Here is a 26450-nt window from a genome sequence, read left to right as displayed (position 1 = left end):
GTTAGAGAGGGTCGCTGCCCTGATAGGGATCAGATAGGCCAAGTGTGGCCAAAATGCGAGTCTCCAGACGCTCCATAACCTCCGCATCGTCGTTTTCAATGTGATCATACCCCAAAAGATGCAGAAATCCATGCACCAGAAGATGGGTAAGATGATCGTCGAAGCTCTTGTCGAGCTCCCCGGCCTCGCGCGCCACGGTTTCCCGCGCGATCACGATATCGCCGAGCATGGGCCCCGGCATTGCGCCGGGCGTTACCGGAAAGGCGGGAAAGGACAGCACATTGGTGGGCTTGTCCTTGTCGCGCCATTCCGCATTGATTTCCCGTATCGCCTCATCGTCGGTAAACACCAGCGACAATTCGACGGTTTGGGCTGGAAACGGCTGCCCCTCCTCCTTTTCCAGATAGAGCGCTGCAACCCGGATCACGTCGGAAACCAGCGCTTCCAGTTGGCCCTCGTCGGGCCAGCCCTCGGCCTCCCGGCTCACCTGAAAATCGAATGCGGCCATATCAGCCGGCGCCGCCTTCGTCCGCCTCGGGCGCGCGTCCCCTGCCCTCATAGGCCGCGACAATGCGAGCCACCAGCGGATGGCGGACCACGTCCTTGTCGGTGAAGCGCGTGGTCGACACGCCTTCCACGCCCTGCAGCACGTCGAGCGCTTCCACCAGGCCGGATTTGACGCCACGCGGCAGGTCGACCTGGCTCGGATCGCCGGTGACGATCATGCGCGAATTCTCACCGAGCCGGGTCAGGAACATCTTCATCTGCATCGATGTCGTGTTCTGCGCCTCGTCGAGGATCACCGCCGCATTGGTCAACGTGCGCCCGCGCATGAAGGCGAGCGGCGCGATCTCGATCACGCCCGCCGTCATCGCGCGCTCCACCCGGTCGCCCGGGATCATGTCGTAGAGCGCGTCATAGAGCGGCCTCAGATAGGGATCGACCTTCTCCTTCATGTCGCCCGGCAGGAAGCCGAGCCGTTCGCCGGCCTCGACGGCAGGACGCGACAGGATGATCTTCTCGATCGCCCCGCGCTCCAGAAGCTGGGCGGCATAGGCGACGGCGAGATAGGTCTTGCCGGTGCCCGCGGGGCCGACGCCGAACACCAGTTCGTTGCGCTCCATTGCCCGGATATATCCGTCCTGGGCGGGGGTGCGGGCGGCAATCGACTTCTTGCGCGTCGAAATCTGCGACATCGAAAGCCGGGCCTTGCGCTCAAGCGTCGGCAAGGTCAACTGGTCGTCGGCCGCGCGCGCCATGCGGACCGCGCCCTCGACATCGGATTTCTCCAGCTGCGCGCCCTTTTGAAGCTGGGCGTAAAGATAATCCAGCGCGCGGCGCGCCTGGTGGGTGGCGAGCGTGGAACCGCTCAGCGCCACGGAGTTGCCGCGCGCCACGGCATCGACGCCCAGCTCCTTTTCCAGCAATTTCAGATGCTCGTCAAACTGACCGAACAATTCGCTGGCATAGCGATTGTTCTCGAAGGTGAGCACGAAGTGGCTGGCATCCGGGCCGGCCGGTTTTCCGTGCGATACAACCATTTCAGTAGCGGTCAAGCGGTCCTGCTCCTCGGTTCAACGCAAAGCGCTCCGCTGTCCGGGCTCAGGCCGGCAGCGTCCTCTTCGATACGATACATAGGGGATCGTTCAGTCAAAGACAGAAGGAAAACGGCAGAAATGTGAGTCTCTGTTCGCCAATCAAGCTTCATATAGGAAGGCTAATCGCGATTCTCAACTTTGTGAAGCGATTTGTATTTCGCCCCGACAAATTCATCGGACTGTCATCAATCAGGCGATCCGCACGCCGGCGAGACTGTTGGTGGCCGCATCGGTGATGCGCACCCGCACCAGATCGCCGATTTCGGCCTCTCCGCCGTCGATCACGACGGATTGCAGCCAGGGCGAACGGCCGATGAGCTGGCCGCGATTGCGGCCCGGCTTTTCAAGCAGGATATCCATCTCCATGCCGATCCGCGATTGCGCGAATTCGAGTTGATGGCGGGTCAGCATCGCCTGAAGCCGCTGCAGCCGGTCGGCCTTGTCGGCTTCCGGCACCTGATCGCCAAGCTCCGCGCCGGGCGTGCCGGGACGGGGCGAATATTTGAACGAGAAGGCCTGTGCGTAGCGCACCTTTTCGACAAGCGCGAGCGTCGCCTGGAAATCTTCCTCGGTCTCGCCGGGAAAGCCGACGATGAAATCGCCAGACATCGCTATATCCGGGCGGGCGGCGCGGATGCGCTCGATCAGCGCCAGATATTCCTCCGCCGTATGGCGGCGGTTCATCGCCTTCAGGATCCTGTCGGAACCGGCCTGCACCGGCAGGTGCAGATAGGGCATCAGCTTAGGCAGGTCGCGATGGGCCTGCATCAGCCGGTCATCCATGTCGCGCGGATGGCTGGTGGTGTAGCGCAGCCGTTCGATGCCTTCGATTTCCGCAAGGTGCAACAGCAGGTCGCCTAGGCCCCAGTCCGCGCCGTCTGCGCTTTCGCCATGCCAGGCATTGACGTTCTGGCCGAGCAGCGTGATCTCGCGCACGCCGTTTTCGGCAAGCCGGCGCGCTTCATCGACAATCTGTTTCGTCGAGCGGGAGATCTCCGATCCACGGGTATAGGGCACCACGCAGAAGGTGCAGAACTTGTCGCAGCCTTCCTGAACGGTCAGGAACGCCGAGACATTCTTCGGGCGAACGCCGCGTTCCTTCTTCGGCAGGTAATCGAACTTGTCCTCGACCGCATATTCGGTATCGACAACGCGCTCGCCGGTCTTCGCCTTGCGCAGCGCCTCCGGCAGGCGGTGATAGGTTTGCGGGCCGATGACCACGTCGACATCCGGCGCGCGGCGGAGAATTTCCTCGCCCTCGGCCTGGGCAACGCAGCCGGCGACCCCGATCATGGTTTCGCGGCCCTGCTTTGCCCGCTCGGCCTTCAGTTCGCGGTAGCGCCCGAGCGCGGAATAGACCTTCTCGGCGGCCTTTTCGCGAATGTGGCAGGTGTTGAGCAGGATGAGGTCGGCATCCTCGATCACCTCCGTCGGCCGATAGCCGTCGGCCGCCAGCGCCTCGCCCATGCGTTCGCTGTCGTAGACGTTCATCTGGCAGCCATAGGTCTTGATGAAGACCTTGCGCTGATTGTCGACCGGAAGTGCTGTCTGTTCGCTCATGGCGGCCTTTTAACGCGCTTTGGCCCCAGAGAAAACGAAAAAAGAGAAAATGAAAAAATGGTCAGCGTCCGCGCAGCCGCTCGGCAAGGAGCGTGCGCATGCGGGCCTCGACCTCGGCAGCCGCCTCCTTGCGCCGGGTCTCGGCATCGAACACGACGGGCTCGCCGAAACAGACATCAACATCGAACGCGCGCGCCTTGATGACGCCGGCAAGCGAGGGCAGCATTTCGACATCGCCGGGCCAGGCCACGATCGGTCGCAGGAACCGCCCCATCGGCAGCCCCCTGATGCCGGTATAGGCGACCGCTACCGGCTGGACATGCACCTTGCCCGTGGGCGACAGCGGAACGGCAGAGGATGCCGCGCCGAACAGCGAATATTTGACCGGATAGATCCGGTTGCCATCCGACGTCGTGCCCTCAGGAAACAGAATGATGATCTCGCCGCCGGCAAGCCGATCTGCGATCGAGCCCACTTGCCGCCCCGTGCCGCGCTTGTCGGCGCGCTCGATGAACACCGAATTCTGCAGCCGCGCGAACAGGCCGAAGATCGGCCAGGACTTGACCTCCGACTTGGCAATGAAGGCGACCTCGGCAACCCGGCCCAGCACCACGATATCGAGCCAGGTGGTGTGGTTGGCGGATAGCAGCAGCGGACGCTGCCGCTCGATCTCGCCATGGACATGAATGCGGATGCCGAGCACGAAACAGGCGACGACGTGCCAGTAGCGCGGCAGCTTGCGGGCGATCTTCCAGCCGCGCCACAGCGCCACGATCTGCAATGGCGACAGGATAATGGTTGTCAGGAACAGAACGAAGGCGACGTAGGCGTAGCGCAGATAGATCATGCGCCCCGCCTATTCGCCCCTGCCCTTGATCGGCACGCCATAAAGCTCGAGCCGGTGATCGACGAGCTTCAGGCCATATTCGCGGGCGATCCGCTCTTGCAGGGCCTCGATCTCGGGCGACTGGAACTCGATCACCGTCCCGCTCTTCAGGTCGATCAGATGGTCGTGATGCTCTTCGGGCAGCGTCTCGTAGCGCGAGCGGCCATCGCGGAAATCGTGGCGGGCGATGATGCCGGCGTCATCGAACAGCTTCAGCGTGCGGTAGACGGTCGAAATCGAGATCCGCGAATCAATCAGCGCGGCGCGGCGGTGCAGTTCCTCGACGTCCGGGTGGTCCTCCGCCTCCTGCAGAACGCGCGCCACGACCCGGCGCTGCTCGGTCATGCGCATGCCGCGTTCGGCGCAGATTTCCTCAAGCGTTTTGGTCAGATCGTTCATCGAGAGCGCACCGGCGGTTGAGGCCGGCAATGCCGACCGAGCGTCGTTCACGGTCTCGGGTTAGCCGAGTTCGCGCCGCATGACAAGCGCGGTGGTCCGCGTTCCGTCGTCGTGGGTGTAGTAGGCCTTTCTGCGGCCGACCTCGACAAAGCCGAGCTTGCGATAGAGCGAAAGCGCCGCGGCGTTTTCCGCCGAGACTTCGAGCAGCATGGCCTCTGCCCCCATCGCGCGCGCCTCCTGCATCGACGCCACCATCAGCCGCCAGCCGAGACCGTTCCTGGAAAACTGCCGATCGACGCAAATCGTGAGGATCTCCGATTCGTCGCCGACGCTGCGCGCCAGCACAAACCCGGCCGCCTCCGCCACCCGGCGGTTCGGCCGCGCGATATGGCCATAGACCGGGCTTTGCGCCAGAAGCTTGCGGAATTCCCCCGCGCTCCAGGACGGAGAGAACCGCTTGCGATGCAGATCGGCGGCGAGGGTGAGATGCTCCTCCTCGAGCGGGAAGAGATCGAATTCAGTGTGACGTTTCAGGAAGGAAGGCAGCATGCGGCGCCTCCCTTGTGACCAAAATACGCGCGACTGGAGATGGATCGATCAAGGGCATCAAGCGTCCTCGCCGATCTCATCAGCGATGAGACGACACGCGGAGGTCGGAGCTTGCTCCCGATACTCTCTCCCGCTGGCGGGAGAGATGCCCCGAAAGGGGCAGTGAGGGTGGAGCAGCGTGTCAGTCTTTTGAGGGCGCCCGTGTGGATGCTCTCCCCCCTCACTGTCGCTGTCGCGACATCTCTCCCCTCCGGGGCGAGAAGATTGGGGGGCTGTGCGGCTGATGTGTGGGCGAGAGGCATAAGCGGCCTCCTCACGCGCGGGCGACGGCGAAGCCGAGTTGCGGCTTGGCGTCGGGGGCGCGCAGATAGAGCGGCGAGACAGGCTGGCCGGGCACAGCGCTTGCGCCGAGAACGGCGATTGTTTCGATCGTCACGCTGTCTTCCGGCATCGGCTGCGTAAGGCCGGCGACGATGGCGCCGGTACCGACGGGAAGCGCCCCGTGCTGTCGGGCAAGGTCGGCGAGATCGTCATAGACATGGGCGGCGGGCTCGGTCAGCGGTGTGCCGTCGGCGTCGAAGACCTGGACAAAAGCTTCGCCGCGACGGGCATCGAGCGTCGCCATAACGGCACTGCCCGGCCGGGGCATGCGATGCTGATACGCGATGGAAGCGAGCGAGGACACGCCGACGCACTCGGCCTTCACCGCCAGCGCCAGAGCCCGCGCGGCGGCCACGCCGATGCGCACGCCGGTGAACGAGCCCGGACCGATATTGACAGCGATGCGATCGATATCCCCGGGCTTGATGCCGGCCTCAGCGAGCGCCGCGTCTATCACGGCCATCATCCGCTCCGCATGGCCCTTGCCGATCGTTTCGACGCACCGGCCGATGATCGAGCCCGAGGCGCAATCGTATACCGCGGCCGAGCAGTCCGCCTGGGCCGTATCGAGCGCCAAGATCAGCATTCCAATCCTCAGACGGCTTCGACTTCCCGCACTTCGGGAACGAAATGATGCAGCAGATTCTGGACGCCGTGCTTCAGCGTCGCCGTCGATGACGGGCAACCCGAGCAGGCGCCCTTCATGTTGAGAAACACCGTGCCCTCGCGATAGCCGCGGAAGGTGATGTCGCCGCCATCCTGGGCAACGGCCGGGCGAACGCGGGTTTCGAGCAGTTCCTTGATGGTGGCCACGATGGTCTCGTCGCCTTCATCGAAGAATTCCTCGTCGCTGTCGGGATCGATCGCGGGCGAAGCGCCCTCCGCCATCACCGGCGCGCCGGACAGGAAATGCTCCATGATCGCGCCGAGGATCGCCGGCTTCAGGTGCTGCCACTCGGGCTCGCCCTTGGTGACGGCGACGAAATCATAGCCGAACATCACGCCCTCCACGCCGGGCACGGCAAACAGCCGGGTCGCCAGCGGCGAGACGATGGCGTCATCGGCGCTGCGGAAATCGGCATTGCCGGCTTCCATGACAACGCGTCCGGGCAGGAATTTCAGGGTCGCGGGATTGGGCGTCGTTTCCGTCTGGATGAACATATCCATCTCCAAATCAGTTCGGGCGGCTGGAGCGCGTCCAGCGGTCAACGAATTTGACCGGCAATGCCCGTTTTGTTCCTATATCGGCCCTCGGGCGGGCAAACGCAAGGGTCAGCAGAGCGCATCGATATCGGCGTCGTCCAGCCCGTCGGGCAGAACGGTGACCGGGATCGTGAACGCATTGCCGCGTCCGGCAAGCATCGAGACCAGCGGCCCCGGCCCCTCCTTGGCCGGGCCGGCGGCCAGAACCAGGATCGCGATATCCCGGTCTTCCTCGACCGCGGCATTGATCTCCTCGGCGCGGTCGCCCTCGCGGATCACGATTTCCGGATCGATGCCGATCGCCTCGCGCACATTCTCGGCGGCGCGGTTGGCGATCGTCTCGGCCTCCTCGCGCGCCTCGGCGCGGATGATCTCCTGAACCCCGATCCACTCCTGCGCATCGTGCTGCGGAATGATGTAGCACAGCACCAGCCCGCCATTGGAATTCTTGGCGCGGCGGCCGGCATAGCGCACGGCGCGGATGCATTCGGGCGTATCGTCCACGATGGCCATGAATTTTCGGCGATGTCCGGCCTCGCCGGAAAGACGTTTGGAAACCATTGTGTCACCCCACCAATCTCAAGAAAGCCCGCGCGGCTGTTGAAGACAAGACTGCGGCTGGAACGCGTCCGCGAGGAAAACGCTCCATCCCATCACTTTCGCCGCATTCCGGCGGAGGTCGGGCGTTTCCGCCCGACTGCAGAATGCGGCAGGCCGGGCCGGCCCATGCCGGCGGCCAAGCAAACATCATATCATGAAATTCAGAAAATCAAGCGCCGGAGACCTGTCAGAGCAGCCCGACGATCTCATGAACGTCTTTCATGGTCTTCTGCGCGATGGCCCCTGCCCGCTCGCCGCCATCCTTCAGGACGGCATCGATATGGCCCGGATCGTCGTTCAGACGCCGCATCTCGGCGGTGATCGGCGCAAGCACAGTAACGGCAAGATCGGCCAGCGCCGGCTTGAACTGCGAGAACTGCTGGCCGCCGAATTCGGCGAGCACATCGGCCTTGGTACGATCCGAAAGGGCTGCGAAAATGCCGACAAGATTGTCGGCCTCCGGCCTTCCCTTCAGCCCCTCGACCTCGCTCGGCAGCGCATCCGGATCGGTCTTGGCCTTGCGGATCTTGCGCGCCACGGTCTCGGCATCGTCGGTGAGGTTGATGCGCGAGAGATCCGACGGGTCCGATTTCGACATCTTCTTGGTGCCGTCCTTCAGGCTCATCACCCGGGGCGCGGGGCCTTCGATCAACGGCTCCACCATCGGGAAGAAAGCGTGCACCGGCTGGTCGCCAACGGTGATGTCGACGCCCGTCCCGGTCGCGCGGATTTTCTTCTCGAAATCGAGATTGAATTTCATCGCGATATCGCGGGTCAGTTCCAGATGCTGCTTCTGGTCGTCGCCGACCGGCACATGGGTGGCGCGGTAGACCAGAATATCGGCCGCCATCAGGCTCGGATAGGCGAGCAGGCCGAGCGAGGCGTTCTCGCGGTCCTTGCCGGCCTTGTCCTTGAACTGGGTCATCCGGTTCATCCAGCCGATGCGAGCGACGCAGTTGAAAATCCAGGCAAGCTCGGCATGCTGCGGCACGGCCGACTGATTGAAGACGATGTGCTTTTCGGGATCGATGCCGGCGGCGAGATAGGCGGCGGTAATCGCGCGCGTCTGCCCCTTCAGGTCCTCATGGACAAGCTGCGCGGTGATCGAATGCATGTCGACCACGCAATAGATGCAGTCCATCTTGTCCTGAAGCGCCACGAATTTTCTGAGCGCGCCGAGATAATTGCCGAGATGCAGATTGCCGGTCGGCTGGACGCCGGAGAAGATTTGCGGCTTGAATTCACTCATGTCAGTTCTCTTTCGGACGGGTGGAAGGCCCGGTTCATCGGGTTTTGCTGGCAGCGCTTATGCACCGCGGCGCGCGGCGCGTCAAACTGAGAAGCGGCTTACCCCCTGCGACGCCGCACGAGCTTCATGATCAGCGCCCGGTTGACCCCGCCGGTGGCGAGCACCAGACAGAAATAGACCACCATGGCGATCGCGATCAGGATCGCGACACCGCCGAGCTGCTGCATGAAATGCGCCCCCGGCGCAAACCAGGCCGAAAGCTTCACTGCCGTAAATTTCACCGCTGCCGCCATCGCGGCACCGCTCAGGACGATCAGCGGTATACGGCGCATCAGCAGGCTGTCGAACTTCAGATGACCGGAGATCACGAGCGTGGTCGCCAGCAGAACCACATTGGTCCAGCCGGAGACCACTTCGGCAAGCGCGATGCCGCGTTCGGCCAGAATCGGAAACAGCGAGATGGCGAGCACGGAGTTGATTGCGACCGCGATCATGGTGAACCGCATCGGCAGCTTGGTGTTTTCACGGGCGTAAAAGGCCGGTTGCAGCGCCTTGGTGAGCGCGAAGGCCGGCAGGCCGAAGGCATAGACCGTCATGATTGCCGCCACCAGCGTGGTGGTTTCGGGCGTAAACGCGCCGCGCTCGTAAAGCACGCGCGTGATCTCGGTCGAAATCATCATCAGCCCGAACGCCGCCGGGACCGTAAGGAACAGCACGAATTCGATGGTGCGGTTCTGGATGTGGCCGGCTTCCTTGAAATTGCCGCCTTTCAGGGCCCGCGACAATTCCGGCAGCAGCACCACGCCGCCCGCCACGCCGACGACGCCCAAGGGAAGCTGATAGAGCCGATCGGCATATTGCAGCGCCGAGATCGCGCCGTCCTTGCCTGACGCCACCGCCTGGCCGATCAACTGGTTGATCTGGATGACGCCGCCGGTCACCGCCGCCGGCACGGCGAGCGCGACGAGCCGCCTGATCTTCGGCGTGATCCTCGGCATGCGCAAGGTGAAGCGCATGCCGGCACGGCGGACATCGAACCACACAACGGCAAGCTGGATGATGCCCGCGCCGAGCACGCCCCAGGCAAGATATTCCGCCATCATCTGCGGATCTGCCTTGACCCAGACGCCATAGGCCAGCACCGCGATCAGCACGACATTGAGGAAGACCGGCGCGATCGCGGCGGCAAAATAGCGGTGCAGGGAATTCAACATGCCGCTCATCATCGCCATCAGCGACATGCAGATCAGATAGGGAAACATCACCGATGACAGCCTGACTGTCATCTCGAACTTGTCGGCATCGTCGGCAAAGCCCGGCGCGATGATGAAGCGCACAAGGAGCGGCATCGCCAGCTCCATCACAACGGTGATCAGGAACAGCGCGGTGAACAGTACACCCAAAACCTGCTCGGCAAAGCGCTTGGCGCCATCGACCCCGCTTTCCTCGATCTCCTTGGAAAACAGCGGCACGAAGGCGGCGTTGAACGCGCCTTCGGCAAACAGCCGGCGAAACAGGTTGGGAAAGCGGAAGGCGGCGTAAAACACGTCGGCCATCGGCCCGTTGCCAAGCGCTGCGGCCATCATGGTTTCGCGCGCGAAGCCGAACAGGCGGCTTGCGAAGGTGGCGCCGCCGACGGTGGCGAACTTGCCGGCGAGGCTCATTTTTCGCGCCCGTCCTTTGCATCAACCCGGCGCGGACGCGTGCCGTTTTCGGCCGGCAGCAGCATGCCGGGCGGCATGCCCCTGCGGTAATCGTCGCCCTTCTCCTCAAGCACCGCCTTCATCCGCTCGACGATCGCCGCCTGCCGGCTCTCGCTGGTGATCTTGGCGCCAACGAGATCGGTCACGTAGAAGCTGTCGATGACCTTCTCGCCGAAGGTGGTGATCCGCGCGGTCTGGATATCGAGCGAAAGCTCCGACAGCGTCTGGGTCACGTCGGCAAGCAGGCCCGTGCGGTCAAGGCATTCGATCTCGATGACCGTGAAGATGTTGGAGAGCTTGTTCGACACCGACACATGGGTCGGAACCGAGAACGGACGCACCGAGCGTCGCTCGCGTTGGCGCGCGGCGATCAGCTGGTTGAGGTGCTTGCGGCCGGACAGCAGGTCCTCGATCAGCTTGCCGATCGTATTGGCGCGGCGCAGCTCATCGGCGTCATCGTCAAAGGCCCGGTTCAAAAGGATGGTGTCGAGCGCGCGGCCATCCGTGGTGGTGAATATCTGGGCATCGGCGATGTTCGCCCCGGTCGCGGCACAGGCGCCGGCGATGATCGACAGCAGACGCGGATGGTCGGGCGCCAGAAGCGTGAGCTCGGTGATGTCGTGGAACGCATTGGTGCGCACCATGGTGGAGAACAATTGCCGCGACTTGTCAGCCTCGCGGATAAAGCGGGCATGGCGGACCTGATCTTCCAGCGGCACCGAAAGAAGATAGTTCTGATATTGCAGATTGGCGTATTTGCGCCGCTCGGCATCCTCCCAGCCGTTGAGCGAATCTTCCAGCAATTCGACGGCGCGCTCGGCCCGCGCCTTGCGGGAAACGGCGGAAAAGCCACCGGACAGCAGGATTTCGGTTTCGTAATAAAGCGTGCGCAACAACTGCCCCTTCCAGCCGTTCCAGACATCGGGCCCAACGGCGCGGATATCGCAGACGGTCAGGATCAGCAGGAGGTTGAGCCGTTCGAGCGACTGGACCTTGTCGACGAAATCGACAACCGTCTTGCGGTCGTTGAGATCGCGGGTCTGCGAGGTCATCGACATCAGCAGGTGATGTTCGATCAGCCAGGCGACCTGTTCGGTCTGCTTCGCCGTCAATCCGAAGCGCGGGCAGAGCTTGCGCGCAACCCGTGCGCCGGCGATCGAGTGATCCTCCTTGCGGCCCTTGGCGATATCGTGCAGCAGCACCGCGACATAAAGCACGGTCCGGTCCTCGACCGACTGGATCAGGCGTGCGGCGAGCGGATGAAGCTCCGATTCGCCGCCGGCATTGTCGATCTCCGACAGCACGGCGACCGCGCGGATCAGATGCTCGTCGACCGTGAAATGATGATACATGTTGAACTGCATCATCGATACGATGCGGCCGAATTCCGGGATGAAGCGGCCAAGGACGCCGGCCTCGTTCATGCGCCTGAGATAAAGCGCCGGGTCGTTGCGCGAGGTCAGGATCGACAGGAACAGCCGGTTGGCCTCCTCGTTTTCCCTGAGCTCGGCATTGATCAGCGACAGTGAGCGCGTCACCACCTTCAAGGCGTCCGGATGGAATTCGAGGTCGTTGATCACCGCGACATAGAAGAAGCGGATGATGGCGACCGGGTCCTTCTTGAATACGTCCGGCTCGGCAAGCGCGATCCGCCCGCTGTCGGAGACGAATTCGAGCGAGCCCGCAATCTTGCGCTGGCGCTTGTAGAGCTTCGACCAGACCACCTGTCCGATCGTCGGCGAGGCCTTGGCCTGCTGCTCTTCCAGGTCGGAGCAGAAGATGCGGGTCAGGTCGCCGACATCCTTGGCGACCAGGAAATAATGCTTCATGAACCGCTCGACCGCCGAAAGGCCGGGCCGGTCCTGATAGTCGAGGGCGGCGGCGATTTCGGCCTGCACGTCGAATGTCAGGCGCTCCTCGGCCTTGCCGGTCAGGAAATGGAGGTGGCAGCGCACCGTCCACAGAAAATCCTCGGCGCGCAGGAACAGCTTCAGCTCCTGGCGCGACAGAACGCCGAGCTCCACAAGCTGGGCGGTATCACGCACGCGATAGTAATATTTCGCGATCCAGAACAGCGTGTTGAGATCGCGCAACCCGCCCTTGCCCTCCTTGACATTGGGGACCACGAGATAGCGCGTGTCGAAGGATTTCTGGTGGCGCTGGTCGCGTTCGGCAAGCTTGGCGGCGATGAAATCCGGGCCGGTATCGGCGACCACTTCCTTGTCGAAACGCCGCTCCAGCGCGTTGGCGAGCGCCTTGCGCCCGGTGATGTAGCGCATTTCCAGGATCGAGGTGCGGATGGTCATGTCCGCCTTGGAGAGCTTGATGCACTCCGTCACGCTGCGGGTCGCATGGCCGACCTTCTGGCCCATGTCCCAGAGCATGTAGAGGATATATTCGATCGCCTTCAGCGTATCGGCCCGGTCGGTTTCCTCGATCAGGAACAGAAGGTCGATATCGGAGCCCGGCGCCAGCGTGTCGCGCCCGTAGCCGCCGACGGCGGTGATCGCGAATTCCTTGCGGGTATCGGGAAAGATCGTGCGGGTGACCAGATCATGCAGCGCGATCAGCATCTGGTCCTCAAGCCAGGAGATGCGCCGCGCGCATTCCAGCCCGCCGCCATCGGCCTTCAGCAGTTCATAGGCGCGGGCGCGACCGGCGGCGTTGACTTCCTTCAGCCGCGCCAGGATCGCCTGACGCGTCGCATCCGGATTGCCGTCATTCTTGCGCGCGATCGCACGCAACTCGTTGCGCAGCGCCGAAGGCTCGAATACCTCCGTCATGGCATAGGAACCGGCTTGTGGCGGCGCGCCCTTCACGGTGTTCTGCGCCGTACGTTCGCGCTGTTCCGGTGTCCGCTGCTCTGCCCTTTTTGTCTGCATAGACCTGCCTTTTCATCGGCGGTTCTCGCGCCGCCGGTGGTGTCTTAAAGCAAATCACTCATCAATGGAAACGGCATCATGCATTTTCCGCTTCAGCGCGTAGAGCGTTTCCAGCGCCTCGCGCGGGGTCATGTCGTCGGGCCGAATGTCGGCGAGCATGGCCTCGACCTCAGAGGCTTTCGGCGCGGGCTCGGGCGTGCGCATCGCGGACTGGAACAGCGGCAGATCATCGATCAGGCTCGCGGCCGGGTTCTTGCGGTCGGCATCCTCCAGCCGCGTCAGCACGTTCTTCGCGCGCTTGACCACGGCGGCGGGAAGGCCCGCGAGGCGGGCGACCTGGATGCCGTAGGAGCGATCCGCCGCGCCGGGCCCGACTTCGTGCAGAAACACGACATCGCCCTTCCACTCCTTGACCCGCATCGTCGCGTTCACAAGGCGCGAAAGCTTTTCCGAAAGCGCGGTCAGCTCATGAAAATGAGTCGCGAACAGGCCCCGGCAGCAATTGACGTCGTGCAGATGCTCGACCGCCGCCCAGGCGATCGACAGCCCGTCGAAGGTCGCCGTGCCGCGCCCGATCTCGTCGAGAATCACCAGCGAGCGCGGGCCCGCCTGATTGAGGATTGCCGCCGTCTCGACCATCTCGACCATGAAGGTCGAGCGCCCGCGCGCCAGATCGTCGGAGGCGCCGACGCGCGAGAACAGCCGATCGACAATGCCGATATGGGCCTTTTCCGCCGGTACATAGGCGCCGATCTGGGCGAGGATCGCGATCAGCGCGTTCTGGCGCAGGAAGGTCGATTTACCGCCCATATTGGGGCCAGTGAGCAGCCAGAGGCAGCCATTTTCGCCCGTGACCGGCGAGAGCGTGCAGTCATTGGCGACGAAGGGACCGGCCGATTGCTTGCGCAGCGCCTGCTCGACGACGGGGTGACGCCCGCCCTCGATCTCGAAGGCCGTGGTGCCATCGACCTGCGGCCGGCAATAGGCCTCCGCCTCCGCCAGCACGGCAAGACCGGCCGACACATCGATGATAGCCAGCGCATGCGCGCCTTGCTTCAGACTTTCGGCGGCGGCCACGACGTTGCGGCGGAGCGTCTCGAAGGCTTCCAGTTCGATCGCCAGCGCCTCGCCCGCTGCATTGGCAATCCGGCTTTCCAGATCGGCAAGCTCGGCGGTGGTGAACCGCATCGCATTCGCCATGGTCTGGCGGTGGATGAATTTCGCCTTGGCCGCATCGCCCTCGGTCAGCGCGCGGGCATTGCCGGCGGTGACCTCGATGAAATAGCCGAGCACGTTGTTGTGCTTGATCTTCAGCGCCTTGACCCCGGTTTCCTCGGCATATTGCGCCTGCAGCCCGGCGATGATCCGGCGGGACTTGTCGCGCAGCCCCCGCGCCTCGTCGAGCGCATTGTCCGCACCTTCGCGCACGAAACCGCCATCGCGCTTGAGGAGCGGCAGCTCCTCGTCAAGGGTTGCGGCAAGTTGCTGCTCAAGGTCATGCGGCAGGGCCTGGAGTGATGCCAGCGCTGCGGAGAGTTCGGCCGGCAGGTCCGCGCCGGACAGCACGTCGGCGATCGCGCGGGCAACCGTGAGGCCGCGCTGGATTGCGCCGAGATCGCGCGGGCCGCCGCGATCGAGCGCAAGCCGCGACAGCGCGCGCGGCATGTCGGGCAACTGCTTCAGATGGTCGCGCACGGCATCCGAACGCGCAACGTCGGAAAGGAAGAAGCCCACCGAGTCGAGCCGCGCATGGATGGTCTCGACATCGGTCAGCGGCGACATCAGCCGTTCGCCAAGCAGCCGCGCGCCGCCACCGGTCACCGTCCGGTCTATCGCCTTCAGCAGCGAGCCGTCGCGCCCGCCGGCCATGGTGCGCACCAGTTCGAGGTTGGAGCGGGTGGCGGGGTCGATGAACATCGCGCCGGACGCGCCGTCCTGCTCGGGAATGCCGATCGGCGGGCGTTCGTTGATCTGGGTCTTTTCGACATAGGCGACGGCGGCCGCGGCGGCGGAGAGTTCCGGCCGCGAGAACCGCCCGAAACCATCGAGCGTGGCCACGCCGAAAAAGCGGCCGAGACGGTCCTGCGCGGTTGCGCCGTCGAACAGCACGGCCGGCTGCGGCGAGACCGCGCGGCCGAGAAGATCGAAGACCGGGCGCAGCTTCTCGTCGGCAAACACGGTGTCGGCAACGACCAGTTCGCGCGGCTCCACGCGCATGATATCGGCGGCGAGCCTGCTTTCGGACGACGAGCACACGCGGAAGACGCCGGTGGAGATATCGATCCAGGCGAGGCCGTAATTGCTCTCCCCCTCGCCGCCCTTCACCCGCGACAGCGCCATCAGATAGTTGCTCTCGCCGGGCGCAAGCAGCTTGTCCTCGGTGATCGTGCCCGCCGTCACCAGCCGGGTGACGTCGCGCCGGACCACGGATTTCGAGCCGCGCTTCTTGGCCTCGGCCGGGTCCTCGGTCTGCTCGCACACGGCGACCCGGAAGCCGAGGCCGATGAGCTTTTGCAGATAGTCGTCTGCGGCATGAACCGGCACGCCGCACATCGGAATATCGCGGCCGAGATGCTGGCCGCGCTTGGTGAGGGTGATCGACAATGCGCGCGCCGCCTCGACGGCATCGTCGAAGAACAGCTCGTAGAAATCGCCCATCCGGTAGAACAGCAGCAGATCGGGATTGGCGGCCTTGATCTCGATATACTGCTCCATCATCGGCGTTGCCGATGCCCGGCTTTCCTCGGAGATCAGTTCTTCGGTCGGAATACGATTATCGTCTGCCACGGCGCACGCTCGAAATGAAGGGAATTGCCCTCTTCATCTGTCACGATTTCTTGCGGCTCGAAAGTGTCGGCGGCAAGAAAGCTGGGCAAAACGTGATGGTGGCGGGGATCGGGTTACAAGCGGGCGGGAGGGTTCAGTCGAATTCTGGCTGTCTGTTCCCGCGCAGCTTGGCAGCCATCAGCCCCCCACTTGAGGGCACCGCATATGGCTGATCTCGGAGAATCAAAAAGGAACAGATTGGAATCGTAGGGGGGCCAAATTTCCAGCTCGTTGACAAACGTCTCCCACATTCCGGGTCATCCTCGGGCTTGACCCGAGGATCCAGGCCACCCGGTAAAGTCTCATTATAAATCTTTGCAAATTCCGCCGCTTAAGCCGCCTGGATGCTCGGATCAAGTCCGAGCATGACCCAAGAACAATGGATCGATGACAAACGATGGTCAAAGCTTGGGGCGCTTTGCCTGCAGTCTGAGAGTCCACGTTTATTCCGCATATGCGATAGCCCTGCCCTCAAGGGGGGAGATTGATTGGGGGCTATGCGGCCCTCTCCGAAAACCTTCAGCTCGCGAACCGTCCGGCGTCGGCGCCGTAATAATTCAGATAGCGATCCGAGATCGAGCTGATGGGCAGCACGATCAGCACGTCGGTGGTGTTGAAGGCGTGATCGATGACCGCGCCCTCGCCCACCATCGCGCCGAGGCGCAGATAGCCCTTGATCAGCGGCGGCAGGCCGGTGAGCGCGCGACGACCGGAGGCCTCTTCCGCCGGCAGCAGGTTCATGTCGACGGCCAGTTCAGGCCGGGCGGCAACCGCCCAGTCGCCGGTGGCGCGGGCGTTGTGATGCAGGAAGGAAAGCGCCATGGCGTGGTCAGCGGGATCGGTGCCATGGAAGGAGGCGCAACCGAACATCACGCCGATATCGTGCTTCAGCGCATAGGCCCAGTTGCCCTGCCAGAGCAGTTCCACGGTGCGCTTGCTGCGGTAATCCGGCAGCACGCAGGAGCGGCCGAGCTCCATGAACCGCACTTCGGGATGGCGGGCGACGAGGTCGGCGGTCTGGAATTCGGAATCGGAGTAGAACCCGCCATGCTCCATCGCCACTTCGTGGCGCAGCAGACGGTAGGTGCCGACGATCTGGTCTTCGGGCTCGCCCTCGATCTTGTGGTCGACGACCAGAAGATGGTCGCAGATATCGTCCCAGCGGTCGAAATCGCGCTTGGCGCGCATCGCGGCTTCCGGCAGGCGGGCCTGCATCTCCTCCACGAAAACGCGGTAACGGATGGCCTGCGCCGCGTCGATCTCCGCGGCGGTTTCCGCAATCCGGGTCTCCAGACTGCCGATGCGGCCGAGCACGTTGTTACCGGCCACCGCGATCGAAGCGTCTGCTGGGACCGATGGTTGCAGAAGATCAAGGACTTCCATCGTCATCGCACGTTCCGGATCATTTGTCTTGGGTGTCATAAAGCACTTTACTGCGACAGGTTCGTGACAGCCGCATCCCGTATTCTGAGGGCGGGAGAAGGTCTGGCTCAACGCCTCCCCGCGCCGTTTCCGTGCTATCCGGGCAACCGCCCGACTGGAAGAAACTGTAATACATGGCGGTGGCCAGGTCCAGCCGCTTTTGACGAAACGCCAATAACGGGGTCAGGCCGGAGGGCCTTTCAACTCATTGAATGGCAAGGTTTTCTGCTAATATACCCGCCGCTGACCCTCAGGCCTTGTCCTTGCCCGATCCGTTCAGCAGGAACTCCTGAATGAAGATCATGACGGCGCCGATGGTGATGTAGCTGTCGGCGAGATTGAAGATCGGAAACGTCCAGTCGCCGACATGGAAGCGAATATAATCGACGACGTGCCCATAGATGAAGTGATCGAGAATATTGCCGAGCGCGCCCGAAACCACCAGCGCGAAGCCGATCAGCGCGAACACCTGCCCCGGCGCGGTCCGCCGCCAGAGATAGATCACGACCGCCACGATCGCCAGCCGCATCGCCACCAGCGCCCAGCCATTGGTGTCGGAGAGCAGCGAGAACGCGATCCCCGGATTGTAGGTCTTGAACAGGCCGAGGAAGGGCAGCACGTCATAGGTCCGGTGCAGCGGCAGATAGACCTCGACCGCTAATTTGATCACCGCGTCGATGAGAACGGCGATCACGATGAACAGGACCGCGGGGCCCGGGCGCGAAAGCGAAAACTTCATCGGCCGGGCTCCTCAAGCGACAGAAGATGGCGGCGGGCTTCATACAGCATCACTGCGGTGGCGACCGCCAGATTGAGAGAATCGGCCCTGCCCTGCTGGGGAATGCGCGCAAGCCTGTCCGCGCCCTCGGCAAGCTCGGGTGGCAGGCCCTGCTGCTCATTGCCCATCAGGAGCACGATCGGTTTTTTGGTGTAATCGATGGTGCGGTAATCGACGGAGCCGGCGAGGTGCGTGGCGACGATTTCCGCGCCGCTTTTCCGCGCCCAGTCCAGAAACGCCTTCGGCTCGGCGCGCGAGACCGGCAGCGCGAAAACCGAGCCCATCGTAGCCCGCACCGTTTCCAGCGAAAACGGATCGGTGGTCTCGCCGACCAGAATGATGCCGGACGCGCCGGCGGCATCCGCCGTGCGGATGATCGTGCCGAGATTGCCCGGATCGCGCACCCGGTCGAGGGCGATATAGGTCTCGTTCTTCTGCGGCGCGATCTCGGCAAGCGGGCGGTAATGGCTTTCAAAGACGCCGGCGACCATCTGCGGATTGTCGCGGCGGGTTATCGCGCCGAGCACCTTTTCGGAGACTTCCAGCACCAGCCCGCCGGAGGCGACCGTCTTGGCGGCGGCCTTCTCCACCGGCGCCTTGCCCTTGGCGGCCTTGGCGTAGATCAACGTGCGGATCGTCCAGCCAAGTTCCAGCGCATCGATGATCAGCTTCAGCCCCTCGGCCAGAAAGGTGCCGCTTTCCTCGCGGTGCTTCTTCTGGCTGAGCGCCCTGATATCCTTGATGATCGGGTTGGAGAGGCTGGTAACCTCCTTGACCGTGCCGACGCGCGGCGCGCGTTCCTTCTCGAAGCTCATTGTGGCAACCACCGCGCATAAAGGGATGTGGAGAGCGCCCTGCCCGGCTCGGTTCCGGAAAGCCCGCCCTCGCGGATGACGAGTTCGCCCGATTCGACAACGCCGCCGAAACCACGCATGGTCTCCATCATCAGTTCATGGATCGAATAGAAGCTGGCGCGGATCGAATAGGCCGTCAGCACCAGACCGAGCGCATCGGGCTTCAGGATCGCGCGGCAGAGATCGAGCATGCGCGGCAGGTGCTCGAACAACTGCCAGACCTCGCCATTGGGACCGCGGCCGAATTTCGGCGGATCCGTCAAGATAATGTCGTAGTGGTTGCCGCGCCGCTCCTCGCGCTCGATGAATTTCATCGCGTCGTCGCAGATCCAGCGGATCGGCTTGTCGTTGAGGCCCGACAGCGCCTGGTTCTCGCGCGCCCAGCCGATCGCCTTCTTGGAGGCATCGACATGGGTTACCTCGGCGCCGGCGGCTGCTGCCACCAAGGAGGCGACGCCGGTGTAGCCGAAGAGGTTCAGCACCTTCGGCTTTGCGCCGCCGCGCTGTCCGGCAGTCTCCAGCACGTCGCGCATCCACTGCCAGTGGGCGACCTGTTCGGGAAACACGCCGACATGGCGAAAGGCGGTGAAGCGGCCGAGAAAATCGATATCCATGATTCGAAGCGGCCAGGTCTCGCCCAGTGCCGCCTTCGGAAACATCCACCGGCCCATGCCCTCCTCATCGGTATCGCCGGTAAACACCGCATCGGCATTCGCCCAGACCTTCTCCTCCAGCAGCGGCGGCCACAGCGCCTGCGCCTCGGGCCGCACGATGCGGTAGTCGCCATACTGCTCGAGCTTCAGCCCGTGGCCGCTGTCGATAAGATGGAAGCCATCGGCCGATACCGATTCGAGAATGTGAGGAATGCGCTCCGCCGGCCGCTCGCCGGGCTTCATCGCCACCCATTGCGGCTCCGGCTGACGGCTCTTGCGCTCGGCCGGTTCGCGAGGCTCCTCGCGACGGCGCGGGGCCTGGCCGCGCTGCGGCTTGGACGAAGGCGCATTGCGGCGCTCACCCTTGCCGGGCTTGCGGCGTGTCTTGTCCTGTTTCGGAGGCGTCATGAGAGGCCGTTATCCCGGATTGGTCGAAAGCTCGCGGTTTATCAGCCCTGCCGGGAAAATGGCAAGTCTTGTCGGCTGCCGCTGATTTAAGCCGAGGGCAGCCGGTCGAGCCGGCGGGTCTGCGGCAATTCCGCGGGCTGGGTCTTCTGGCGGTCGGCCTCGGCGCGCCACTGCGCGGCCTCGCGCTTCTTGGCCTTGGCGGTCTTGCGGTGCTTGCGCTGGGAAAACCACGTGGCCAGCGACCCGAAAACGAGGCCCAGGATGAAGGCGATGAAGATATAGACGAAGAACGGCGCGGAGACGGAAAGCACCTGATCTGCGGCATTGAAAGGGTTGAGCGCCATGGTCACCGACTGGCGGTTGGCCACGCAAAGCACGATAAGCACGACCCCGATCGGCACCAGAATGAGAATGTTGATCAGTTTTTTGGTCATGATGCGCGCCCTGTTCTTAATTTCCGCCGTCAATTGCCGTTTTTCTGGTCCGGATTGAGGCGTTCGCGCAGTTCCTTGCCGGTCTTGAAGAACGGCACCCACTTCTCTTCAACGAACACGGCATCGCCGGTGCGCGGGTTCCGGCCCGAGCGCGAAGGCCGGTTCTTGACCGAAAACGCGCCGAAACCGCGCAGTTCGACCCGGTTGCCCGCGGCCAGCGCATCGGCGATTTCATCGAGAATGGCGTTCACGATGTTCTCGACATCGCGGTGATAGAGATGCGGATTACGCGCCGCAACAATCTGAACCAGCTCCGACTTGATCACATTCGACCCCTCAAATCCATGATTTTCATTGCCAATTAGTCTGCCCCACAGACCATGGCCCGTCAACAAGTCCGATCCGCCCCGGCACGATTTCGCCCCGCCCCGTCGCCTTTATAAATCCGTTGTGGCTGAGAAAGCCTCAAACTCGACCTGTTTACGTTATACGCGTCACCGAGTTCAAGTGGCCGAAGACACAAGATGACGCGATTTGGCAAGCAGGCGCATCTTGCTGGCGGGGATGTCGCCGCGATGCAACAAGGCACAGGCTTGCTGCTTGATTGCGGCCCCGCCAATGCCTAGATGGTCAGCTTGTTCTCGACCGCGAAACATAATAACCGTGGGGCTTCGAGTGCACGCACGCAATGGACACCGAAACGACACGGCATGACAGTTTCCGAGGCAACAGACCGGGCATCGATCGACCAGGCTTTCCGCAGGGCGGCAAAGCATACGCGCACCGTGCGGCGGTTGAAGATCTTGCTGCCGATCGCCGCCTTCGCGATCGCCATCGCGCTGATCGCCATGGCCTTCGTGCAGTCGCTGGTGCCCGACAACATTTCGCTTGGCTCGGCCACGATTGAAGACGGGATGATCGTCATGACCAATCCCGGCATAACGGGCCGCAATCGTGACGGCATCCCCTATTCGCTAAAGGCCGACCGGGCGCTTCTGCCCGCCGCCAATCCGGACGACAGCACCGTGCTCCTGGAAAACGTGACGGCGCAGGTGCCGGTCGAGGATTCGGTGACGGCGGTGGTCGACGCCGCGCGCACGCTTTACGACCGGGCGACCGAATATCTCAATATCGACGAGCCATTCACCATCAAGCTTTCGAACGGCATGCACGCGGAATTCAACTCCGCCGCGATCGATATCCAGGGCGGCACGCTTCAAAGCGACGACCCGGTGACCGTGACCGCGCCGCAGGCCTCGGTGGTTGCCCGAAACATAAATATCACCGATAACGGACAGAAAATTCGGTTCGGGGGCGGTGTTCATGTTACACTTTCTCCGTCTGCCCTCGGTCAGGGCAATCAGTGAGGTTATCGATGGATTTGGGCATTTTGAAATTCAGAACCGGCATGGCACCGGCGGCGATCGCAATCGCCTCGCTCTGTTTTGCCAGTCTGCCGGCCGATACGGCGTTCGCGCAGTCCACCGAGACCACCGGCTTCCAGCTCGCCGGCGACCAGCCCATCGATATCGATGCCGATGAATTCGAGGTCGATGACGCGACCAAGCTGATCACCTTTTCCGGCAATGTCGTTGCCGTGCAGGGCGTCAACACGGTGCGCGCCGCCAAGATGACGGTGCGCTACGAAGGCGGCTCCACCGGCATCGCCTCGGGCCAGGGCGATATCGACCGCATTGATCTCACCGGTGGCGTTCGCCTCGATACCGACACCCAGTCGGCAACCGGTGATACCGGCCATTTCGACATGCCGAGCCAGCAATTCGTGCTGGAAGGCAAGGAAGTCGTGCTCAAGGAAAACGGCAATGTCTTTGTCGGCTGCAAGCTGACGGTCAACATGGCGACCAGCCAGGCCAAGCTTGACGCCTGCGGCAAGCGCGTCCAGATCCGCCTCAATCCGCAATCGCGGCCCGGCAACTGATCCGGGGGTGCATGTGAACAAGGCAAAATCCGCAGCGCCGCGGCCGGCTGCCCCGACGGCAGAGACCGCACAGCCGAAGACCGACAATGGCCGCCCGCCCGTCAACTACGAAGGCACGCTGATTGCCGAAGGCCTGACCAAGTCCTACCGCAATCGCCGCGTGGTAAATGGCGTATCGCTGGTCGTGCGCCAGGGCGAGGCCGTTGGCCTGCTCGGCCCGAACGGCGCCGGCAAGACCACCTGCTTCTACATGATCACCGGTCTCGTTCCGGTGGATGAGGGCCGCATCGCGCTGCACGGGCGCAACGTTACCGGCCTGCCGATGTATCGCCGTGCCCGGCTCGGCGTCGGCTACCTGCCGCAGGAAGCCTCGATCTTCCGCGGCCTCACCGTGGAAAACAACATCCGCGCCGTTCTGGAGCTCACGCCGCTGAACAAGCGCGAGCGCGAGGACAAGCTGGAACAGCTCATGGAGGAGTTCGGCATTGCGCGGCTGAGGAAATCGCCGGCGGTGGCGCTTTCCGGCGGCGAGCGGCGGCGTCTCGAGATCGCCCGCGCGCTGGCCACCGACCCGGCCTTCATGCTGCTTGACGAACCCTTTGCCGGCGTCGACCCGATTTCGGTCTCCGATATCCAGGGGCTGATCCGTCATCTGACAGAGCGCGGCATCGGCGTGCTGATCACCGACCACAATGTGCGCGAGACGCTCGGCATGATCGACCGCGCCTATATCATTCACGCCGGCGAGGTGCTGACCCACGGCAGGGCCTCGGAAATCGTCGCCAACACCGATGTGCGCAGACTTTATCTCGGCGACAATTTCAGCCTCTGACGATATCGAGCGTCGCTCGTCCGCGCGCACGATTCGGCCTTGATCATCAAGCAATTTTTATGCCAATCTACCTGCCTGAAATGGCCGGCCTCTGCCGGCTGCGCATTTTTTGTGGGGCGTTTACATGGCACTTGGCGCCAAACTGTTTCTGAAACAAAGCCAGTCGCTGGTCATGACCCCGCAATTGATGCAGTCGATCCAGCTTCTGCAGATGCCCCATGCAGAGCTCACCGCCTTTATCGCGCAGGAAGTGGAGAAGAACCCGCTTCTGGAGATGGGGGGCGAGGAAGGCCACGGGGACGAGAGACCCGAAGCCGCAGAGCTTCCGGCCCACGAAAATCCGGAGCCGTCAAGCGACTGGTTCCGGGAGGACAGCCAGGCTTCCGACCGGCTGAAGGAAAGCCTCGACAGCAATTACGACAGCGCTTTCACCGAGGATGCGCCAACGTCGCGACCCGACGCGCCGGAACTGATGAGCCAGTGGAAATCGATGCCCGGCGGGGGCGGCGACGACCATGTCGACCTCGACGAGTTCGTCGCCAGCCGGCCCTGCCTGCGCGAACATCTGACCGACCAGATTGCCCTGAGCTTTCGCGATGCGCGCGCCCAGGCGATCGCGCGTCACCTGATCGACTATCTCGACGACGCCGGCTATTTTCGGGGAGAGCCGTCCGAGATCGCCGGCAATATCGGCATCGGCGCCGATGATGTGACGCATGTGCTCGAAAGGCTCAAATCGCTCGATCCGCCGGGCGTCTTCGCCCAGTCGTTGTCCGACTGCATGCGCGAGCAGCTCAGGCAGCGCGGCCGGCTGGACCCGGCCATGGAAGCGCTGGTCGACAATCTCGATCTGGCGGCGCGGCGGGATTTCCAGAAGCTGCGACGCATCTGTGGCGTCGACGACGACGACCTGCTCGACATGATGGCGGAACTGCGCCGGCTGAACCCGAAACCCGCAAGCGCGTTTTCCAGCGATCCTTCAGAATCGGTGCTGCCCGATGTGATCGTCACAGCGCGGCCCGGCGGCGACTGGCAGATCGAGCTCAACAGCGACACGCTGCCGCGGGTGCTGGTCAACCGCCCCTATCTGGCCGAGATCAAGGCGTCGCGGGGGATGTCGGAAGCGGACCACACCTTTCTCAACACCTGCCTGCAGAATGCCAACTGGCTGACCCGAAGCCTCGACCAACGGGCCCGCACCATCATGAAGGTCGCCGGCGAGATTGTGCGGCTGCAGGAAGGTTTTCTGCGGCATGGCGTCGACCATCTGCGCCCGCTCAATCTCAGGACGGTGGCCGAGGCGATCAAGATGCATGAGTCGACCGTTAGCCGCGTCACCTCCAACAAATACATCCTCACGCCGCGCGGGCTGTTCGAACTGCGCTATTTCTTCACCGTTTCGATCGCCGGCGCCGATGACGACGCGGCCAGCCACTCCGCCGAGGCCGTGCGCCACAGGATCAAGCGGCTGATCGACGACGAGACGCCGGCCGCGGTGCTGTCCGACGATGACATCGCCGCGGTGCTGAAGGAGGACGGCATCACGCTCGCCCGCCGGACGGTTGCCAAATATCGCGAGGCGATGAACATCCCCTCCTCCGTCCAGCGCCGCCGGGAAAAGCGGGCCCTTGCCCGGGTTGCGGCCGGCTGAACCGATTAGAACGGACAAGCACGGCCCGCATTGACTTCGCGGTCCATGAACGATAGAGCATCCGCCGCAAAGGGCGCGAACCGACACTTGAATGGTTTCGTGACCGGACGCCGGCGCCGGATAAGGCGAGCCCAACGGACGGACGGCACGAAAAACGCGGAACGAATTGCAGATTTCCCGCTGGCAAACGGCTGAAAAAAGCCCAAATAGATATTGATGACCGGTTGTCATCGCACTGCCAATCGGGCCAATCATCCGACCCTCTTGGAGGAGCTCGCGGCTTGGCCTAAAGTGGCTCGTGGAAACACAAGAAGAAGGGCATAACCATGAGTGTTCGCGTCTCGGGCAAACAAATGGAAGTCGGTGAGGCTTTCCGCGAAAAAATCGAGGATCATATCGAGGAAGCGGTCACGAAATATTTCGACGGCGGCTATTCCAGCCAGGTGACCGTTGAAAAGGCCGGCGGCGGCTTCGAGGCCGATTGCAAGGTCCATCTCGACAGCGGCGCCGTGCTGCACGCAGCCGGCAAGGCGCATGATCCCCAGGCCGCCTTCGAGGCAGCCTTCGAGCGGATCGCGAAACGCCTGCGCCGCTACAAGCGCAAACTCAAGGATCACCACAACGGCCATGCCGGCTCCGCCGAATTCGCCTATTCGGTGATGGATACGCCGCCCGAGGATGACGGGGAGATCCCGGAAGACTACGCGCCGGCGATTGTCGCCGAGGCCAAGGCCGAGGTGCGCACCATGGCCGTCGCCACCGCCGTCATGGCGCTCGACATGACCGACAAGCCGCTGATGTTGTTCCGCAACCCGGACAACAAGACGCTGAACATCGTGTATCGCCGCCCGGATGGCAATATCGGCTGGATCGACACAGCCGGCATTCAGGGCTGACCTTCAACCGGCGGGCGCCGCAAGGCGTCCGCTTCTCACGCCAGGATACCAGGACATGGCACTCGACGACCTGCTGAAACAGGAAGCGATCATCCCCGCCCTCAAGGCCAATTCCAAGAAGCAATTGCTGCAGGAACTCGCCGCCCGGGCGGAAGCCGTGACCGGGATACCGGAGCGTGAAATCTTCGACGTGGTGCTGCAGCGCGAGCGTCTGGGCTCGACCGGGGTAGGCAATGGCATCGCCATCCCGCACGGCAAGCTGCCGAAGCTCGATCATATCGCCGGCGTGTTCGCGAGACTCCAGCACCCCGTCAATTTCGACGCGCTCGACGACCAGCCCGTCGACCTCGCCTTTCTGCTGCTGGCCCCGGAAGGCGCCGGCGCGGACCATTTGAAAGCGCTCTCACGCGTCGCCCGCTTGCTGCGCGACCAGGAGCTCACCCGCAAGCTGCGCGCTTCCGACAGCGACAGCGCGATCTACGCGTTTTTGAATTCGGACCCGGATTCGACTGCGGCGTAAGGGCTTTTGCCCTCTTTTTTTTGCAGCACCTCCCCATAAATTACGTCATGCTCGGGCCTGACCCGAGCATCTAATCACGTCTGTCGCGAGAAGAGTGAGCGGATTTTCGCCGGTTATCGCAACAACATGGCGACATCCGCAGACGCCAGTCGCGTGGCGAGGTGCTTGGATCCTCGGGTCAAGCCCACTGCTGTCCGGTTTAAATTTGTAGACAAGGCGCATGGCAT

At 63.2% G+C, this 26450-nt stretch carries 25 protein-coding genes; 6 read left to right on the top strand and 19 right to left on the bottom strand.

Features of this window, described 5'->3' with window-relative positions:
• Position 1: 1 nt before the first annotated feature.
• The 19 genes from ybeY to V6767_RS20905 all read right to left on the bottom strand — a co-directional run bounded on the left by ybeY (position 2) and on the right by V6767_RS20905 (position 20711).
• Positions 2-508, bottom strand: a complete 507-nt coding sequence (gene ybeY, locus V6767_RS20995) for an rRNA maturation RNase YbeY (protein WP_448475244.1) — start codon at positions 506-508, stop codon at positions 2-4.
• Position 509: 1 nt separating this feature from the next.
• Positions 510-1556: a PhoH family protein gene (locus tag V6767_RS20990; protein WP_448475243.1), complete on the bottom strand. Its 1047-nt coding sequence runs from the start codon at positions 1554-1556 to the stop codon at positions 510-512.
• Positions 1557-1787: 231 nt separating this feature from the next.
• Positions 1788-3158 (bottom strand): tRNA (N6-isopentenyl adenosine(37)-C2)-methylthiotransferase MiaB, encoded by a 1371-nt coding sequence (gene miaB / locus V6767_RS20985; protein WP_448475242.1) that lies wholly within the window; start codon positions 3156-3158, stop codon positions 1788-1790.
• Positions 3159-3219: 61 nt separating this feature from the next.
• Positions 3220-4005 (bottom strand): lysophospholipid acyltransferase family protein, encoded by a 786-nt coding sequence (locus tag V6767_RS20980; RefSeq protein WP_448475241.1) that lies wholly within the window; start codon positions 4003-4005, stop codon positions 3220-3222.
• Positions 4006-4014: 9 nt separating this feature from the next.
• Positions 4015-4443: a Fur family transcriptional regulator gene (locus V6767_RS20975; protein WP_026173597.1), complete on the bottom strand. Its 429-nt coding sequence runs from the start codon at positions 4441-4443 to the stop codon at positions 4015-4017.
• Positions 4444-4503: 60 nt separating this feature from the next.
• Positions 4504-4992: a GNAT family N-acetyltransferase gene (locus V6767_RS20970; RefSeq protein ID WP_448475240.1), complete on the bottom strand. Its 489-nt coding sequence runs from the start codon at positions 4990-4992 to the stop codon at positions 4504-4506.
• Positions 4993-5305: 313 nt separating this feature from the next.
• Positions 5306-5959 carry a tRNA (adenosine(37)-N6)-threonylcarbamoyltransferase complex dimerization subunit type 1 TsaB gene (gene tsaB / locus V6767_RS20965; RefSeq protein WP_448475239.1) on the bottom strand — a complete coding sequence of 218 codons (654 nt, stop codon included), beginning with the start codon at positions 5957-5959 and terminating at the stop codon, positions 5306-5308.
• 8 nt (positions 5960-5967) lie between these two features.
• A complete protein-coding gene (locus tag V6767_RS20960; protein ID WP_018065542.1) occupies positions 5968-6534 on the bottom strand; it encodes a NifU family protein in 567 nt (188 codons plus the stop codon).
• A gap of 111 nt (positions 6535-6645) precedes the next feature.
• The gene (locus tag V6767_RS20955) at positions 6646-7137 is read right to left on the bottom strand and encodes a universal stress protein (RefSeq protein WP_230720634.1); all 492 of its coding nucleotides are present in this window, start codon (positions 7135-7137) and stop codon (positions 6646-6648) included.
• Between the two features lie 226 nt (positions 7138-7363).
• Positions 7364-8425 (bottom strand): tryptophan--tRNA ligase, encoded by a 1062-nt coding sequence (trpS, locus tag V6767_RS20950; RefSeq protein WP_448475238.1) that lies wholly within the window; start codon positions 8423-8425, stop codon positions 7364-7366.
• A gap of 98 nt (positions 8426-8523) precedes the next feature.
• Complete coding sequence (murJ, locus tag V6767_RS20945; protein WP_448475237.1) at positions 8524-10089, bottom strand: murein biosynthesis integral membrane protein MurJ; 1566 nt, start codon at positions 10087-10089, stop codon at positions 8524-8526.
• The gene (locus V6767_RS20940) at positions 10086-13010 is read right to left on the bottom strand and encodes a [protein-PII] uridylyltransferase (protein WP_448475236.1); all 2925 of its coding nucleotides are present in this window, start codon (positions 13008-13010) and stop codon (positions 10086-10088) included. The genes murJ and V6767_RS20940 overlap by 4 nt, the downstream gene beginning before the upstream one ends.
• Before the next feature lie 54 nt (positions 13011-13064).
• On the bottom strand, positions 13065-15797 hold the full coding sequence (mutS, locus tag V6767_RS20935; RefSeq protein ID WP_448475235.1) for a DNA mismatch repair protein MutS: 2733 nt from the start codon (positions 15795-15797) through the stop codon (positions 13065-13067).
• A 558-nt stretch (positions 15798-16355) separates the two neighbouring features.
• Positions 16356-17219, bottom strand: a complete 864-nt coding sequence (locus tag V6767_RS20930; protein WP_448475255.1) for a GNAT family N-acetyltransferase — start codon at positions 17217-17219, stop codon at positions 16356-16358.
• A gap of 289 nt (positions 17220-17508) precedes the next feature.
• Positions 17509-17997, bottom strand: coding sequence for a signal peptidase II (gene lspA, locus V6767_RS20925; RefSeq protein WP_448475234.1), 489 nt, complete (start codon positions 17995-17997; stop codon positions 17509-17511).
• Positions 17994-18851 (bottom strand): TrmH family RNA methyltransferase, encoded by an 858-nt coding sequence (locus V6767_RS20920; protein ID WP_448475233.1) that lies wholly within the window; start codon positions 18849-18851, stop codon positions 17994-17996. The genes lspA and V6767_RS20920 overlap by 4 nt, the downstream gene beginning before the upstream one ends.
• Complete coding sequence (locus V6767_RS20915; protein ID WP_448475232.1) at positions 18848-19951, bottom strand: class I SAM-dependent methyltransferase; 1104 nt, start codon at positions 19949-19951, stop codon at positions 18848-18850. The genes V6767_RS20920 and V6767_RS20915 overlap by 4 nt, the downstream gene beginning before the upstream one ends.
• Before the next feature lie 86 nt (positions 19952-20037).
• A complete protein-coding gene (locus V6767_RS20910) occupies positions 20038-20385 on the bottom strand; it encodes a LapA family protein (RefSeq protein WP_448475231.1) in 348 nt (115 codons plus the stop codon).
• 29 nt (positions 20386-20414) lie between these two features.
• Positions 20415-20711, bottom strand: coding sequence for an integration host factor subunit beta (locus tag V6767_RS20905; RefSeq protein WP_230720625.1), 297 nt, complete (start codon positions 20709-20711; stop codon positions 20415-20417).
• A gap of 384 nt (positions 20712-21095) precedes the next feature.
• On the opposite strand from V6767_RS20905, the gene V6767_RS20900 reads away from it, so the two are divergent.
• The 6 genes from V6767_RS20900 (at position 21096) to ptsN (ending at position 26223) form a co-directional block, all read left to right on the top strand.
• Positions 21096-21752 (top strand): LPS export ABC transporter periplasmic protein LptC, encoded by a 657-nt coding sequence (locus V6767_RS20900; protein ID WP_448464526.1) that lies wholly within the window; start codon positions 21096-21098, stop codon positions 21750-21752.
• A gap of 8 nt (positions 21753-21760) precedes the next feature.
• Complete coding sequence (locus V6767_RS20895) at positions 21761-22324, top strand: LptA/OstA family protein (protein WP_448464528.1); 564 nt, start codon at positions 21761-21763, stop codon at positions 22322-22324.
• 7 nt (positions 22325-22331) lie between these two features.
• The gene (gene lptB / locus V6767_RS20890) at positions 22332-23156 is read left to right on the top strand and encodes an LPS export ABC transporter ATP-binding protein (RefSeq protein ID WP_448475230.1); all 825 of its coding nucleotides are present in this window, start codon (positions 22332-22334) and stop codon (positions 23154-23156) included.
• A gap of 124 nt (positions 23157-23280) precedes the next feature.
• Positions 23281-24807 carry an RNA polymerase factor sigma-54 gene (rpoN, locus tag V6767_RS20885; RefSeq protein WP_448475229.1) on the top strand — a complete coding sequence of 509 codons (1527 nt, stop codon included), beginning with the start codon at positions 23281-23283 and terminating at the stop codon, positions 24805-24807.
• Positions 24808-25133: 326 nt separating this feature from the next.
• Positions 25134-25703, top strand: coding sequence for a ribosome hibernation-promoting factor, HPF/YfiA family (gene hpf, locus V6767_RS20880; protein WP_448475228.1), 570 nt, complete (start codon positions 25134-25136; stop codon positions 25701-25703).
• 55 nt (positions 25704-25758) lie between these two features.
• Positions 25759-26223 (top strand): PTS IIA-like nitrogen regulatory protein PtsN, encoded by a 465-nt coding sequence (ptsN, locus tag V6767_RS20875; protein WP_448475227.1) that lies wholly within the window; start codon positions 25759-25761, stop codon positions 26221-26223.
• The last annotated feature ends 227 nt before the right edge of the window (positions 26224-26450 follow it).

The sequence above is a fragment of the Martelella sp. FLE1502 genome (assembly GCF_053484255.1).
The sequence above is the reverse complement of the archived record's forward strand: the minus strand, read 5'-3'. Positions and strand labels throughout refer to the sequence as shown.

Coding starts and splice junctions, on each gene's coding strand:
- ybeY (WP_448475244.1), bottom strand. CDS start 508: ATGGCCGCATTCGATTTTCAGGTGAGCCGGGAGGCCGAGGGCTGGCCC.
- V6767_RS20960 (WP_018065542.1), bottom strand. CDS start 6,534: ATGTTCATCCAGACGGAAACGACGCCCAATCCCGCGACCCTGAAATTC.
- ptsN (WP_448475227.1), top strand. CDS start 25,759: ATGGCACTCGACGACCTGCTGAAACAGGAAGCGATCATCCCCGCCCTC.
- V6767_RS20940 (WP_448475236.1), bottom strand. CDS start 13,010: ATGCAGACAAAAAGGGCAGAGCAGCGGACACCGGAACAGCGCGAACGT.
- murJ (WP_448475237.1), bottom strand. CDS start 10,089: ATGAGCCTCGCCGGCAAGTTCGCCACCGTCGGCGGCGCCACCTTCGCA.
- V6767_RS20955 (WP_230720634.1), bottom strand. CDS start 7,137: ATGGTTTCCAAACGTCTTTCCGGCGAGGCCGGACATCGCCGAAAATTC.
- V6767_RS20900 (WP_448464526.1), top strand. CDS start 21,096: ATGACAGTTTCCGAGGCAACAGACCGGGCATCGATCGACCAGGCTTTC.
- V6767_RS20980 (WP_448475241.1), bottom strand. CDS start 4,005: ATGATCTATCTGCGCTACGCCTACGTCGCCTTCGTTCTGTTCCTGACA.
- V6767_RS20975 (WP_026173597.1), bottom strand. CDS start 4,443: ATGAACGATCTGACCAAAACGCTTGAGGAAATCTGCGCCGAACGCGGC.
- V6767_RS20895 (WP_448464528.1), top strand. CDS start 21,761: ATGGATTTGGGCATTTTGAAATTCAGAACCGGCATGGCACCGGCGGCG.
- V6767_RS20930 (WP_448475255.1), bottom strand. CDS start 17,219: ATGGAAGTCCTTGATCTTCTGCAACCATCGGTCCCAGCAGACGCTTCG.
- rpoN (WP_448475229.1), top strand. CDS start 23,281: ATGGCACTTGGCGCCAAACTGTTTCTGAAACAAAGCCAGTCGCTGGTC.
- hpf (WP_448475228.1), top strand. CDS start 25,134: ATGAGTGTTCGCGTCTCGGGCAAACAAATGGAAGTCGGTGAGGCTTTC.
- V6767_RS20915 (WP_448475232.1), bottom strand. CDS start 19,951: ATGACGCCTCCGAAACAGGACAAGACACGCCGCAAGCCCGGCAAGGGT.
- trpS (WP_448475238.1), bottom strand. CDS start 8,425: ATGAGTGAATTCAAGCCGCAAATCTTCTCCGGCGTCCAGCCGACCGGC.
- lspA (WP_448475234.1), bottom strand. CDS start 17,997: ATGAAGTTTTCGCTTTCGCGCCCGGGCCCCGCGGTCCTGTTCATCGTG.
- miaB (WP_448475242.1), bottom strand. CDS start 3,158: ATGAGCGAACAGACAGCACTTCCGGTCGACAATCAGCGCAAGGTCTTC.
- tsaB (WP_448475239.1), bottom strand. CDS start 5,959: ATGCTGATCTTGGCGCTCGATACGGCCCAGGCGGACTGCTCGGCCGCG.
- V6767_RS20910 (WP_448475231.1), bottom strand. CDS start 20,385: ATGACCAAAAAACTGATCAACATTCTCATTCTGGTGCCGATCGGGGTC.
- V6767_RS20920 (WP_448475233.1), bottom strand. CDS start 18,851: ATGAGCTTCGAGAAGGAACGCGCGCCGCGCGTCGGCACGGTCAAGGAG.
- V6767_RS20970 (WP_448475240.1), bottom strand. CDS start 4,992: ATGCTGCCTTCCTTCCTGAAACGTCACACTGAATTCGATCTCTTCCCG.